The organism is Terriglobia bacterium, from assembly GCA_020073495.1.
Classification (GTDB): domain Bacteria; phylum Acidobacteriota; class Terriglobia; order Terriglobales; family Acidobacteriaceae; genus JAIQFD01.
On the sequence record JAIQFD010000002.1, the window covers coordinates 1 to 12,688 of the forward strand.

Consider the following 12,688-nt stretch of genomic DNA (forward strand, 5'->3'; position numbering starts at 1 on the left):
GATAGCGGATCTGTCCGTGCGCGGTGTGGCGCTGGTCCTGCGAAACCCAGGTGCGCGCATTGGAATTGAGCAAGGCGGAAGCGTCCTCTCGGAGAAACAAGCCCCCGACCACGGGCAGACGGGCGGAGGCAACCATGTAGGAGTAGTTCAACCACGCCGAGAATTGGCCCCATTCGGGGACGGCAAGCTGGCTTTAGCCGCGAACTCATGCCTCCGCCGAGCAAAGTATTCAGGATGTAGGAGGGATAGCGCTTGTCGTGCGCGATGGGATACGCTGGTACACCAACGCAGATCTGCACCTGCTCCAGCGACTTCTTGTTGCGCAGGACGATGCGCGGCGAGATCTGCGGCGGCGCCTCGCGGAAACCGTTCTTGACCGGCTTCAGGTGCTGGAATTTCTTCGCCACCAACTCCACGAACTTTTCGTGGTTCACGTTGCCGGCTGCGCTGACGATCAAGTTCCCCGGCGTGAAGCGTTGGCGATAGAAATCGAGGACCAGAGGCTGCTCGAACCTGCGCACCGTCTCCTTGGTGCCCAAGATGGGCTTGCCCAGCGGATGGTCCCTCCAGAAATTCTGGGTGAAGATCTCGTGGACGAGATAATCGGGGCTGTCCTCGTCCATCTTGATCTCTTCCATGATCACGCCGCGTTCGCGGACGATGTCCTTGACGTCGAAGACGGGGTGCAGCACCAGGTCGCTGAGCACATCCAGCGCGATCGGTAAGTGCTCGTCCAGTACTTTTACCGTGAAGCAGATGCACTCCTTGGCGGTGAAGGCGTCCATGTTGCCGCCGATGGAGTCGACCTGGCGGGCGATGTCCTCGGCGGTACGGGTCTCCGTTCCTTTGAAGACCATGTGTTCGACGAAATGCGAAATGCCGTTCGCTTCGGCGTCTTCATGACGGGAGCCGGTCTTGATCCAGATCCCGATGGAGATGGAGCGAATGTGCTGCATCTCCTCAGTCAGGATCGTCAGCCCGCTGGGGAGAAGTTCTCGCCGGATGTTGCGCAATTCTTCTACCATGGTTCCCTTGGCCAAAACCCCCGCTAAGCCATTCTGACACACCATAATCCTTGGTGCGGAAAACATTACTCTTTTATTCCCAATTGGTTATGGCCCACCCAAAGACCGCAGCCGGGTGCGGTGCCCAGGTTTCAAATTCCATACTCGCCAAGTAGAATCAGCTCATTGCATGCATGCACGAGGCGGGACACATCGAACTCTTGGGTCTTACTCTTCAAGAACTTACAGGGATCGTGGAGAACGCCGGCCAACCCGCCTACCGGGGCCGGCAGTTGTTCGACGCCATCTATCGTCGGCGGGTGAGCGACCTCGCTGAGATCACGACTCTGCCGCAGGCGGTCCGTAGCCAGCTTGTCCAGCAAGGGTACCAGCTCGGACGGCCCCGCATCGAGAAGGACTTTGAGTCGGTCGACGGCACCATCCGCTACCTGATTGCCTTCTCCGACGGCCAGAGCGTGGAGACGGTGTGGATGCCGGAAGGCGACGAAGGCGAAGCTGGCGACGGAAGCGAAGCGGCCGCGGACCTGGAAGCAGCGGCACCGAACCGGAACCGGGCGACCATCTGCATCTCCAGCCAGATCGGATGCGCGGTCGATTGCAGGTTCTGCCTCACGGCACTGCTCGGCGTGAAGCGCAACCTTACCGCGGGCGAGATCGTCGGCCAGGTGACGACGGTGTTGCAGGACAAGAACGTCAGCCCCGAGCGTGACCGCATCAACCTGGTCTTCATGGGCCAGGGAGAACCGTTTCTCAACTACGACGCTTTCATGAAGGCGGTGCGCCTGCTCGCTGAAGGCGTCGGCATCTCCCCCCAGCGCATGACCGTCTCGACCTCGGGGATCGTGCCCCGCATCCAGGACTTGGGCCGGGAGGAGGTGCGTCCCAAGCTGGCCATCTCGCTCAACGGCTCCAATGACGAGGTGCGCTCGCGCCTGATGCCCATCAACCGCAAGTGGGACCTGGAGAGGCTGATGGCCGCGGCGCGTGAATTTCCCCTGCGCGGGCGCGAGCGCCTGACCTTCGAGTACGTGCTGCTCGATGAGGTCAACGATTCGGTCGAGAACGCCCGCGAGGTCGCCGCTCTGCTCCGCGGCATCCGCGCCAAGGTGAACCTGATCGCCTTGAATCCAGGGCCTGGGATAGAGTTCTCCACTCCGTCGGAGCAGCGGGTCCACGCGTTCCAGCAGGTCCTGATCAAGGCGGGAGTTCCGACCTTCATCCGGCGGCCACGCGGCCGCGACATCTTTGCGGCCTGCGGACAGCTCAAGCGAACCGTGGCGTAAGAAGAAGTACTCAGTACTCGGTACTCAGCACCCAGTGATCTGCCGGCAATTCCAGCGGCGCGCTTGTCTCCCGCTGCTTCGCGGTTACGAAATGAGGTACAACTGAGTACCGGGTACTGAGCACTTCTCTTGATCCGCAACGCCACCGCCGCCGACTTCCAGACACTCTGGCGCATCGACCAGGAGTGCTTCATCGATGGGATCTCCTACTCCCAGGCAGAGCTTCGCCATTACATGAAGCGCCGGGGCGCATTCACTCTGGTGAAGGAAGATGAGGCAGGCATCGCCGGCTTTCTGGTGGCGGAGAGTTCGAGCCGGGGCGCCGGACACATCATCACCATCGACGTGCTGCCCCGGGCGCGGCGCGCGGGGATCGGCTCGGAACTGCTGCGCGCCGGCGAGCAGCGTCTGCGCGCCTCCGGCTGCGGTGCCGTCCTGCTCGAGACCGCGGTGGACAACGAGTCCGCCATCCGCTTCTACAAGCGCCACGGTTACTCGGTCCTGAAAACCATCCCGCGCTACTACCTGGACAGTCTGGACGCTCTGCTCATGGGCAAGCCGCTGGAGGCCGCGCGCTCGAATCGCCTGCCATGACCGCGCGGAAGACCAACCCGTCGAGCAGCGTTCCAGAATCAGCCGACAACGATGTCCTCCCAGTGAGGTACGATGAGATGCCTCGATGAAAGTCGCCATCCAGGGAGAACTCGGTTCCTTCAGCCACCAGGCTGCCAAGCGCATGCTGCCGGGGTGCACGGTTCTGCCTTGCGCCACTTCGCCGGAGGTATTCGAAGCGGTGAAGCGTGGCCGCGCCGGGGCCGCCGTGATCCCCATCGAGAACTCTCTTGCCGGCGCGGTGGCCGAGCATTTCGACCTGCTGCTGGCACACGATCTCTGGATCGAGTGCGAGTCCCTGCTTCGCATCGAGCACAACCTGATCGCCGCACCGGGGGTGAAGCTCGTCGAAGTGCGGCGCGTGTTTTCTCATCCCGTAGCGCTGGCGCAGTGCCGCGAATTCCTGGCCCGCCATCCCCGCATCCAGCCGGTGCCGTTCTATGACACCGCGGGCAGCGTGAAACACGTGGTTGCGGCCGGGCTGCGCGACGCCGCGGGCATCGCCGGGCGCCAGGCCGCGGCCGTCTATGGCGCGCGCATCGTGCGCGCCGGCATCGAAGACGACAAGAAGAACTTCACGCGCTTTTTCTTGGTCCGCCGTTCCCGACGCCTGCTGCCGGGCGCGGGCAAGACGTCGATCGCCTTCTCGGTGAAGAACATAGCCGGGGCGCTGTTCAAGGCGCTCAGCGTCTTCGCGCTGCGCGACATCTCGCTGAGCCGCATCGAATCCCGCCCTGTCCGCGGCAAGCCCTGGCAGTACGTTTTCTTCGTCGATTTCCTGCGCGGCGACGACCAGCCCGCGCGCAATGCCCTCCGCCATCTGGCCGAGATCTCCGACTTCGTCAAGGTGCTCGGCGTCTATCGCGCTGCGAAGTAGCGGCGTGAGTTTGACTAACTGCAGCTCTGCTGGAACAATGAACCGAGCAACTATTCCTTCTTAGCGAGGCCTTATGTCCGATCACGACGCCGGGGCTCCCGTGCCCCAGGACGGCGAAAACAACACAATCAAGTATGTCCTGCTCGCCATCGCGGGGATCTACGTCCTCTTTTCGCTCTATCTGATGTTCGACATGCGCGGGCGCATCGGCACCCTGGAAGACAAGCAGGGAGCGACGGCTGCCGCCCAGCAGGAGCTTGAGAAGAAGCTCACCCAGAACCAAGCGGCCTTAAAGGCCTCCATCGGCGCCGTGGCCGACAAGGTCGGCATGACCGAACAGCAGTTGACGGAAAAGACAAAGGAGCTGCAGAAGTCGCAGAAAGCCGCCGAAGCGCGCCTGGCGAAGGAGCAGAAGGAGCAGATCGGGCAGGTCACCGGCCAGGTCGAGGGCGTGAAGTCGGAGGTCGGCGGGGTGAAGACCGACGTGGCCTCGACCAAGGCTGACCTGGAAGCCACCAAGGCCAAGCTGGAGCGTACCATTGGCGACCTCGGCCAGCAGAGCGGCCTGATCGCGCACACCCGCGACGAGCTCGAGTACCTCAAGCACCGTGGCGACCGCAATTACTTCGAGTTCACTCTCACCAAGAAGAAGCGCCAGCCGGTCTCCACCGTCAGCCTCGAGCTTAAGAAGACGGACCAGAAGAAGAGCAAGTTCACGCTGAACGTGCTGGCCGACGACAAAACCATCGAGAAGAAGGACCGCACCGTCGCCGAGCCGTTGCAGTTCTACACCGGCAAGGACCGCACGCTGTACGAACTGGTGGTGTTCACGGTGGAGAAGGACAAAGTCACGGGCTATCTGTCGACTCCGAAGTCGGCCCAGGCTCCCAAGGCGAACTGACGATCGGCGCGAATCACGTGGCGCGGCCTAATCCGGCCGCGCTTTTCTTTTCTCTGCGGCGGCGCCTCGTCTGTGGCTAAAATCTCCGCCACAGCCATGACAACCAATCTGCACACCGCCATCGAGATCCTGGTCCGCACAGGGGCCATCTACCTGTTCGTCCTCGCCGGCGTCCGCCTGAGCGGCAAGAGGGAAGTGGGCCAGATGACGCCCTTCGACCTGACGCTGTTGCTGCTGCTGTCGAACGCCGTACAGAACGCCATGACCGGCCCCGACACGTCGCTGGTCGGAGGCGTCGTGGCAGCGGGTACTCTGCTGGTCATGAACTACGTGGTCGCCGACCTAGCTGGATTCAACCGCCGGTTCCGCAAGTTCGTGCAGGGGTCACCGACCTTGCTGATCCACAACGGCGAGCTGATCGCGTCGCACATGGCGCGGGAGCACGTCACCATGGACGAAGTGGAGCGAGCGCTGCGGGAACACGGAATCGCTCACATCACGGACGTTTCACTGGGGGTGCTGGAGGTGGACGGCTCCATCAGCGTGCTCAAGTACGACGACGTACGCCCCGAGGCCCAGCCGCACAAGCGCCTGCGCTTCCTGCAGAAGCACCAATAGGAAGCGCTAGCGCTTTTCCGTCAACACGAGCGGCTTGCGGTCGTAGAGCTCGATGTTGACGGTGAGGCCCCTGCGCTTGTCGAAGTCCGCTTTGGTGAAATTCGGCTGGGGCGTGGTCGCGTTCGGCGGGGGCGGCGGTGGAAAGCCTACCAGCAGCATTCCGTCCACCTGTCCGCCGGGCGGGATCTTCATCTCCGCGGCGAGCGGAGGCTTTTCATATTGTTTCAGTTCCGGGTAGGCCTGAAAGTATCGGTTGAAGTCCATGGGAGCCGCCGCATCGTCCGTCCAGTTGCCCTGGGCGGTGTCGATCGTGACCGAGGCGCTCTTGATCCACATCAGCCGCTCGCCAAGGTTGCTGATGTGCACCTGCACCACAACCAGCACACCCGCCTGACCCTTCTGGTCCACCGCGTACACGCCGGCGATGGTCCCCGAACCGCCCGGCTTGGGGCGACCGCCGAGCAGGATCGTGCCCAGCACGACGGCTACGATCGCCAGTCCGATGGCCACGGGCACGATCGGCGGCAGGGTCCACTTGGCGCTGTCAAACTCCTCGGTCATGGGTACGTGGCCGGCATCGGGCGGGGCTTTTGGAGTGGGCTTGGGCGCGTTCTCAGGCATGCGGCGCTCCTTCGTTCACTGTGATGCTCCGACCCGGCGCATCGGGTTTCCACGTTGCAACGCCGGAGGCCCAGCGCGAGTTCTTGCTACCAGGCATGCTTCATCGCCTTTGCGAACTTGTCAGGAGGCAGCGTGTTCAAGATGTCCTCCTTGGTCAGCCACGCACGACGCGCCTGCAATACGCCGTACTTGATTTTCTCCATGTGCGAGGTGTGGTGCGAGTCCGTGTTGATGACGATCTTCACCCCGCGCTCTTTCGCCATGCGCAGGTGGCGGTCGTTCAGGTCGAGCCGGTCGGGAAACGAATTCAATTCCATCGCGACCCTTTTCTTCGCGGCTGTCTTCAGCACGGCGTCGATATCGAACTCGTAGGCCTCGCGGCGCAGCAGCAGCCGCCCGGTCGGGTGGCCCAGCGCCGAGACGTTCTTGTTCTCGATCGCGCGCAGGATGCGCTCGGTCATCTTCGCCGGCTCCTGGCTGAAGTGCGAATGCACGCTGGCGATGACCAGGTCCATCTGCTCCAGGACAGAATCGGAGAGGTCGAGTTCGCCGTCCGCCAGGATATCCACCTCGATCCCGGCAAGGATCTTGATGCCCTCGAACTTCTTCGCCGCCTCGTGGATGCGCTTGATGTGCTTTTCCGCGCGCTTGTCGTCGAGCCCGTTGGTCATGGCCAGGTTCTTGGTGTGGTCGGTGATGGCCATGTACTTGTATCCGCGCTCCCGCGCCGCCTCGGCCATCTCCTCGATGGTGTTACGGCCGTCGGTCTCCACGGTGTGCATGTGCACGTCGCCACGCAGGTCCTCGATCGTGACCAGGTCCGGGATATCATGCTCTTCCGCCGCCTCGATCTCCCCGCTGTCTTCCCTGAGTTCCGGAGGGATGTAGTCGAGTCCCAGCTTGGCGTAGATCTCCTCTTCGGTCTTGCTGGCGACGGGTTTCTCGGTCTTCAGGCGCGCCAGGCTGTACTCATTCAGCGTGTAGCCCAGCTTGAGCGCGCGCTGGCGCAGGGCCACGTTGTGGTTCTTCGAGCCGGTGAAGTACAGCAGGGCCGCGCCGAACGACGCGGGGGCCAGGATGCGCACATCCACCTGCATTCCGGTGCGCAGCTTGAAGCTGACCTTGTTTTCGCCCTTGGCCAGCACTTCCATGATCCCCGGCAATTCAAGGATCTTGGCGATGACGGCGTCGCGCTGTTTCTCGTTCTCGCCGCACTTGCCGGTGACCAGGACGTCGAGGTCGCCGACCGTCTCGCGCCCCCGCCGCAGCGATCCCGCGGGCGTCACCTTGTCCACGCCCGGCATCCCCTTGAGCTGCGCCACCAGCTTCTGCGCAACCTCGTCCGCCACGTCGATATGGAACCGGCCCGAGACCTTCCGGTACTGCTCGATGGCGCGCAGGATCTTCTGCTCGATCTTCTCGCTCAGGCGTGGCAGGCCGCGCAGCTTGCCTTCTTTCGCCAGCTTCTCTACCCCCGCCACATCGCACACCTGGAACGCATCCCAAATGAGCGCAATCGTCTTCGGCCCCAGCCCCGAGATCTTCAGCAGCTCCAGCATGCTCGGGTGGTACTTCTCCAATAACTCCTGGTGCAGCTTGAGCTTGCCCTGGTTCGAGAAGATCTCCTGGATGTTCGCCACCATGCCTTTGCCGATTCCCGGGATCTCCAACAACTTCTTCGGCTCCTGCCAGATCTCCGAGACCTGCTGTGGCAGGCCTTCGATGGCCTCGGCCGCGCGCCGGTACGAGCGGATGCGGAACGGGTCGTCGTTCGCGACCTCCATCAGGTCCGCGGCTTCGGAGAGGATGTTGGCGATGTACTTGTTATCGAATGTCGGCATCTGCGATTGGAATTCTATACCGGCGCCTTCTGGGCCCACGACCGTCTAGCAGAAAGCCCGGCGTCGCCGCCGGGGCTTAGGAGTGCAGAAGGTGACTTTCGAATCGCTCGCCTAGGGACGGGAGCGGCGGCGTGTGCGCCATCCCCGCTCTAGCCATAACAGCCCTACGATCGTCTTTCCGTCACAAATCTTGCCCGACGCGATCATCCCCAACGCCTGGCGGAGAGGGAAGAAGCGCTTTTGGATGACTTCGTCTTCCTCGGGCTGCGCTTTACCCGGGGTCAGACCGCTGGCCTCGTAGATCGCCATGGTCTCGTCCATGAACCCGGGCGATGAGTAGTAAGTGAACAGGTGCTTCCAATGCTTCGCGATGAATCCGGTTTCTTCCAGGAGTTCCCGCTTGGCGGCCGCGAGTTCACTTTCGCCGGCGTCGATGCGCCCCGCCGACAGCTCCCACAGGCGGTCGTTCGCCGGATAACGATACTGGCGGAGCAGCAGCACCCGCGGCTCTTTCCTGGTGTCGTCCACCACCAGCACGACGATCGATCCGGGGTGGCGTACCGCGTCGCGCCGCGCGCGTACCCCGCTTGGCTCCACCACCTCGTCCACGGTCACGGAGAACACCGGCCCGTGGAACACCGTCTTCGACGAGATTACCCGGACCTTTGCAGGACTCTTCTTCGTTGCCATCCGATCAATATATTGGATGGTGTCATCCTGAGCGAGCGCGGCTGGGTTTGCGACGCGAGTCGAAGGACCCCTACCGCTGCCGAGGACCGACTGATATCCTCCCCGCGTGGCGAAGCCCACCATCGCGCTCGTCGGCGCCGGCAACCTTGCCCGGGCTCTTGCTCGCGCGCTCCAAGGCGCAGGGTATCGCGTGACGACAGTCGTGGCGCGCAACCGCGCAGAGTCGCGCCGCCGGGCCCGTGTCCTGGCGCGGCAAGTCCAGGCCCGCGTTCTCAGCCGCCAAGACGCGATCCCGGGCGACATTCTCTGGATCTGCGTGACGGATGACGCGATCGCCTCGACCGCGGCGGAACTGGCCGCGAAATGGAACGGGCGAATCGCGCTGCACTCCAGCGGCGCCCTTACCAGCGACCTGCTGACGCCACTCCGCCGGCGCGGTGCTGCCGTCGCGTCGCTGCATCCCATGATGACGTTTGTCGGCCGCTCCAGCCCCTCGCTGTCGGGGATCTCGTTCGCGGTCGAGGGCGACCCGGCTGCGGTGCGCGTAGCCCGACGGATCGCGCGCGACCTCGGCGGTTCGGTGTTCGATATCGCGAAAGAAGGGAAGACCCTTTATCACGCCATGGGGTCGTTCTCCTCGCCCCTGCTGATCGCCTCGCTGGCGATGGCCGAGCAGGTCGGGCAGGCAGCTGGCCTTCCGCGCAGGTCCATCCCCAGGATCATGCAACCGCTCCTGCGCCAGACGCTTGAGAATTACTTCCGGGGCGGGGCGGCTCGTGCTTTTTCCGGTCCCATCGTGCGCGCCGACGTGGAGACCGTTCGCCGCCACCTTCGCGCGCTGAAGAAGGTGCCGGGCGCGCGCGACATCTACCTTGCCCTGGCGCGCTCCGCGCTCGACACTCTCCCGGTCCGCAACCGCTCCGCCCTTCGCAAGATCCTGAAATGATCTTTGCTGTTGCGCAAAAGAAAAAGCGCTCGATTCAGAGCGCCTTTGCTGACCAGCGACGACCGCCGACGGGCGACTACCGGGCCGTGAACAGATGCCCCATCTTCTTCCTCTTGGTTTCGAGGTACTTCTTGGCGTGCGGCTGCGCCTCGACCTCGCAGGGGACCCGCTCGATGATCTTGATCCCCGCCTTCTCCACGGCCTTCACTTTGTCGGGGTTATTGGAGAGCAGCCGGATCTCCTTCAGCCCGAGCGCTTTCAAGACCTCGCCCGGCAAGGTGAATTCCCGCAGGTCGGACTTGAAGCCCAGCTTCTCGTTGGCCTCGACCGTGTCCATGCCCTGGTCCTGGAGCGCGTAGGCCTGCAACTTCGCCATCAGCCCGATGCCGCGGCCTTCCTGCTGCTCGTACACGAGCACCCCGCTCCCGGCCTTGGCGATCATTTCCAGAGAAAGCTCCAGTTGCTGCCGGCAGTCGCAGCGCAGCGAGCCGAAGACGTCTCCGGTAAGGCACTGGGAATGGATCCGCACCAGTGGCGCCTTCTTGTGGATATCGCCCAGGACCAGCGCCACCGCGGTCTCGGTGCGGCGGTCCATCAGCCCCTGCCCCTCGAAGCCCATGATGCGGAAGTGCCCCCACCGCGTGGGGAAATCGGCCTCGGCCACCTTTTTCAGCTCGTAAGAAGCCACGCATTCATTATATCGGCAGGGATGCGTCGCCGTGTGACGCAGGTCACAGCAGTTCGCGCCGCGGCACGCTCCCCGTGCTAGATTTATGCCTTCGTGGATCCGCGCCTTATCTCCGTTTCGCTGCTGGTTCGCCTCGGGGTGGCGGCCGCCGTGGCCAGCGCCCTGTCCCGCTCCCGCTACTTCAAGTCGCTGCTCTACCGCGAGGAGCGCAACGCCACCCAGGCCATCCACCTGGCGCTGTTCATCGCCGTCCCCTTCGCTCTGGGCGTGGTGGTGCGCATGAGCGTGCGCAATTTCATCGCCGCCGACTTGGCCCTGGAGAGCGCGGTCCTGATCGGAGTGATCGGAGGGCGGGGCGCCGGCGTGGTCGGTGGCATCCTGCTCTCCCTGCCTTCGATGTTGCAGGGTGAGTTCGCCAGCATGCCTTTTTACATGGTCGCCGGGTACTTTGCGGGCGTACTGCGCCGCCTCACGGCCAACAAGGAAGACATCTGGTCGTTCACTCCCTTCATGGATCTGAGCATCTATCGCTGGATCCGCCGCAACGTCCATCATCTGCGGCTGGACTGGCAGATCTCGTTCTTTCTCTATATCGTCCTGTTGCATTTCCTGCGCGTGGAACTGGGCCGCGCCTTTCACGGACGGCTGTTCTATATCCCGCCCACCGGCTGGCTGAGCGCCCTGGGCCTGTACGCGGTCACCGTGGCGTCGGTCGCCATCCCGCTGAAGATCTGGAACAACACGCGCATCGAGAAGAAGCTGGAGGACCAGGAGCTCCTGCTGCTGCAGGCGCGCATGGAGGCCCTGCAGAGCCAGATCAACCCGCACTTCCTCTTCAACACGCTGAACTCGGTCGCCTCGCTGGTGCGCTTCGATCCCGAGATGGCGCGCGTGCTCATCGTGAAGCTGGCCAACATCCTGCGCCGCATCCTGCGCAAGGCCGACTCGTTCGTCCAGCTCCGCGACGAGATGGAGTTCATCGACGACTACCTCGACATCGAGGTGGTGCGATTCGGGCGAGACAAGCTGCGCGTCATCAAGGAGCTGCAGCCGGATACGCTCGATTTTGCCGTTCCCAGCATGCTGCTCCAGCCGCTGGTGGAGAATTCCATCAAGCACGGCCTCTCGCCCAAGATCGAGGGCGGGAGCATCACTCTGCGCAGCCGCGTGGCCGAAGGCCAACTCGTGATCCAAGTGGAGGACGATGGGGTCGGCATCAGCGAAGAAGCGACGGACCTCGGGGTAGCGGGCAGCGGCATCGGCATGGCCAATGTCGCCGAGCGCCTGAAGGTCCTGTATGGCGAGAATGCGAAGATGACGGTGCAGAGCCGCAATGGCGAGGGCACGCTGATCACCCTCACCCTGCCGATCCTGCAGTCGGTGGACACCGACGACACTACCCGCCGGCTTTACGAGGAGCGCGCCAGCACGCGCTCGTAGAACTGCTCGTATTGCGGAATGATCTTGGTGGAGCAGAAGCGCGACTGCGCCGCGCTGCGCGCCCGCTGGCCCATCTCCGTGAGCTTCTTCTCGTCCGACAGCAATTCGACCGCCCAGCGCGCCATGGTGTCCACGTCGCCGACCTCACCGAGGAAGCCGGTGCGCTCATGCTCGATGACCTCGGGCACGCCGCCGACGCGGGTGGCGATCGCAGGCACTTCCGACGCCATCGCCTCCAGCGCCGCCAGCCCGAAGGACTCGAGCTGGCTGGGCAGCAGCATCAGGTCCGAGATGGCCAGCTTCTCGTGCACCCGGTCCTGCTTGCCCAGGAAGAAGACACGCTCCTGGATGCCCTTGCGCCGCACCAGCCACTCCGCGGCCGCGCGGTCTGGGCCATCGCCCATCAGCAGCAACTTGGACGGAACCTGCTTCTGGACGCGGTCGAAGATCTCGATGACGTCCAGCAGCCGCTTCACCGGCCGGAAATTCGACAGGTGGACCAGGAGGCGCTCCTGCGGGTCGGCGAACTGCGCCCGCCGCTGCCCCGCGCCCGGGTCGCGCCGGTAGATGTCGCAGTTCACGAAGTTATAGATCACTTCGATCGTGTTCTCGATCTCGAACACCTGCTGCGTCTTCTCCCGCAGGTACTTTGAGATCGCGGTCACGCCGTCACTCTTCTCGATGGAATACTTGGTGATGGGCAGGTAGGACCGGTCCACGCCGACCAGCGTGATGTCCGTACCGTGCAAGGTGGTGACGAAGGGAAGCTTGCGGCCGCGCGATTCCAGCATCTGCCGGGCCAGCAGCGCGCTCACCGAGTGCGGGATGGCGTAATGCACGTGCAAAAGGTCGAGATCGTACATCTCCGCCACCTCGCCCATGCGCGTCGCCAGCGCCAGGTCGTAGGGCGGGTACTCGAACAGCGGGTACATCGACACGTCCACCTGGTGAAAATGGATGTTCTCCATCTCCACTTGCAGGCGGAAGGGCTGGGAGTAGGTGATGAAGTGCACTTCGTGCCCGCGCTGGGCCAGTTCCATGCCCAGCTCGGTGGCCACCACGCCACTGCCGCCGTAGGTCGGATAACACGTGATCCCGATCTTCACTTGGGCGTCATCCTGAGCGAGCGCCGTATCTTTTGCGGCG

Annotated in this window: 13 protein-coding genes; 7 read left to right on the plus strand and 6 right to left on the minus strand. The window is 63.5% G+C overall.

Translation table 11 applies throughout. From position 1 onward, the window contains the following. A partial coding sequence (locus LAN37_03800) for an insulinase family protein (protein ID MBZ5646332.1) occupies positions 1–1,025 on the minus strand: 1,025 nt, incomplete at its 3' end. 173 nt (positions 1,026–1,198) lie between these two features. On the opposite strand from LAN37_03800, the gene rlmN reads away from it, so the two are divergent. The 5 genes from rlmN (at position 1,199) to LAN37_03825 (ending at position 5,316) form a co-directional block, all read left to right on the plus strand. Continuing rightward, positions 1,199–2,308, plus strand: a complete 1,110-nt coding sequence (rlmN, locus tag LAN37_03805) for a 23S rRNA (adenine(2503)-C(2))-methyltransferase RlmN (protein ID MBZ5646333.1) — start codon at positions 1,199–1,201, stop codon at positions 2,306–2,308. Positions 2,309–2,437: 129 nt separating this feature from the next. Continuing rightward, complete coding sequence (locus tag LAN37_03810; protein MBZ5646334.1) at positions 2,438–2,902, plus strand: GNAT family N-acetyltransferase; 465 nt, start codon at positions 2,438–2,440, stop codon at positions 2,900–2,902. Positions 2,903–2,987: 85 nt separating this feature from the next. After that, positions 2,988–3,797, plus strand: coding sequence for a prephenate dehydratase (gene pheA / locus LAN37_03815; GenBank protein MBZ5646335.1), 810 nt, complete (start codon positions 2,988–2,990; stop codon positions 3,795–3,797). Between the two features lie 73 nt (positions 3,798–3,870). Further along, a complete protein-coding gene (locus LAN37_03820; GenBank protein ID MBZ5646336.1) occupies positions 3,871–4,698 on the plus strand; it encodes a hypothetical protein in 828 nt (275 codons plus the stop codon). A gap of 96 nt (positions 4,699–4,794) precedes the next feature. Then, entirely contained in the window at positions 4,795–5,316 is a 522-nt protein-coding gene (locus LAN37_03825) for a DUF421 domain-containing protein (protein MBZ5646337.1), read from the plus strand. 6 nt (positions 5,317–5,322) lie between these two features. Here LAN37_03825 and LAN37_03830 read toward each other — a convergent pair whose 3' ends face one another. From LAN37_03830 to LAN37_03840, 3 genes are all read right to left on the minus strand, one after another. Beyond that, positions 5,323–5,937 carry a hypothetical protein gene (locus LAN37_03830; protein MBZ5646338.1) on the minus strand — a complete coding sequence of 205 codons (615 nt, stop codon included), beginning with the start codon at positions 5,935–5,937 and terminating at the stop codon, positions 5,323–5,325. 86 nt (positions 5,938–6,023) lie between these two features. Then, positions 6,024–7,778 carry a DNA polymerase/3'-5' exonuclease PolX gene (gene polX / locus LAN37_03835; GenBank protein ID MBZ5646339.1) on the minus strand — a complete coding sequence of 585 codons (1,755 nt, stop codon included), beginning with the start codon at positions 7,776–7,778 and terminating at the stop codon, positions 6,024–6,026. A gap of 111 nt (positions 7,779–7,889) precedes the next feature. Further along, on the minus strand, positions 7,890–8,468 hold the full coding sequence (locus LAN37_03840; protein ID MBZ5646340.1) for an NUDIX hydrolase: 579 nt from the start codon (positions 8,466–8,468) through the stop codon (positions 7,890–7,892). Positions 8,469–8,574: 106 nt separating this feature from the next. On the opposite strand from LAN37_03840, the gene LAN37_03845 reads away from it, so the two are divergent. Continuing rightward, positions 8,575–9,414 (plus strand): DUF2520 domain-containing protein, encoded by an 840-nt coding sequence (locus tag LAN37_03845; protein ID MBZ5646341.1) that lies wholly within the window; start codon positions 8,575–8,577, stop codon positions 9,412–9,414. Between the two features lie 76 nt (positions 9,415–9,490). Here the strand turns inward: LAN37_03845 and ribA are convergent, their stop codons facing one another. Beyond that, complete coding sequence (gene ribA, locus LAN37_03850) at positions 9,491–10,102, minus strand: GTP cyclohydrolase II (protein MBZ5646342.1); 612 nt, start codon at positions 10,100–10,102, stop codon at positions 9,491–9,493. 93 nt (positions 10,103–10,195) lie between these two features. Here ribA and LAN37_03855 point away from each other — a divergent pair, with 93 nt between their 5' ends. Continuing rightward, positions 10,196–11,542, plus strand: coding sequence for a histidine kinase (locus LAN37_03855; protein MBZ5646343.1), 1,347 nt, complete (start codon positions 10,196–10,198; stop codon positions 11,540–11,542). Here LAN37_03855 and bshA read toward each other — a convergent pair. Then, positions 11,512–12,648 (minus strand): N-acetyl-alpha-D-glucosaminyl L-malate synthase BshA, encoded by a 1,137-nt coding sequence (gene bshA, locus LAN37_03860; GenBank protein ID MBZ5646344.1) that lies wholly within the window; start codon positions 12,646–12,648, stop codon positions 11,512–11,514. The genes LAN37_03855 and bshA overlap by 31 nt on opposite strands. Positions 12,649–12,688 lie beyond the last annotated feature (40 nt).

Excerpts from the sequence above, each read along its gene's own strand:
- rlmN (MBZ5646333.1), top strand. The coding sequence starts at position 1,199 with ATGCACGAGGCGGGACACATCGAACTCTTGGGTCTTACTCTTCAAGAA.
- pheA (MBZ5646335.1), top strand. The coding sequence starts at position 2,988 with ATGAAAGTCGCCATCCAGGGAGAACTCGGTTCCTTCAGCCACCAGGCT.
- LAN37_03820 (MBZ5646336.1), top strand. The coding sequence starts at position 3,871 with ATGTCCGATCACGACGCCGGGGCTCCCGTGCCCCAGGACGGCGAAAAC.
- LAN37_03825 (MBZ5646337.1), top strand. The coding sequence starts at position 4,795 with ATGACAACCAATCTGCACACCGCCATCGAGATCCTGGTCCGCACAGGG.
- LAN37_03830 (MBZ5646338.1), bottom strand. The coding sequence starts at position 5,937 with ATGCCTGAGAACGCGCCCAAGCCCACTCCAAAAGCCCCGCCCGATGCC.
- polX (MBZ5646339.1), bottom strand. The coding sequence starts at position 7,778 with ATGCCGACATTCGATAACAAGTACATCGCCAACATCCTCTCCGAAGCC.
- LAN37_03840 (MBZ5646340.1), bottom strand. The coding sequence starts at position 8,468 with ATGGCAACGAAGAAGAGTCCTGCAAAGGTCCGGGTAATCTCGTCGAAG.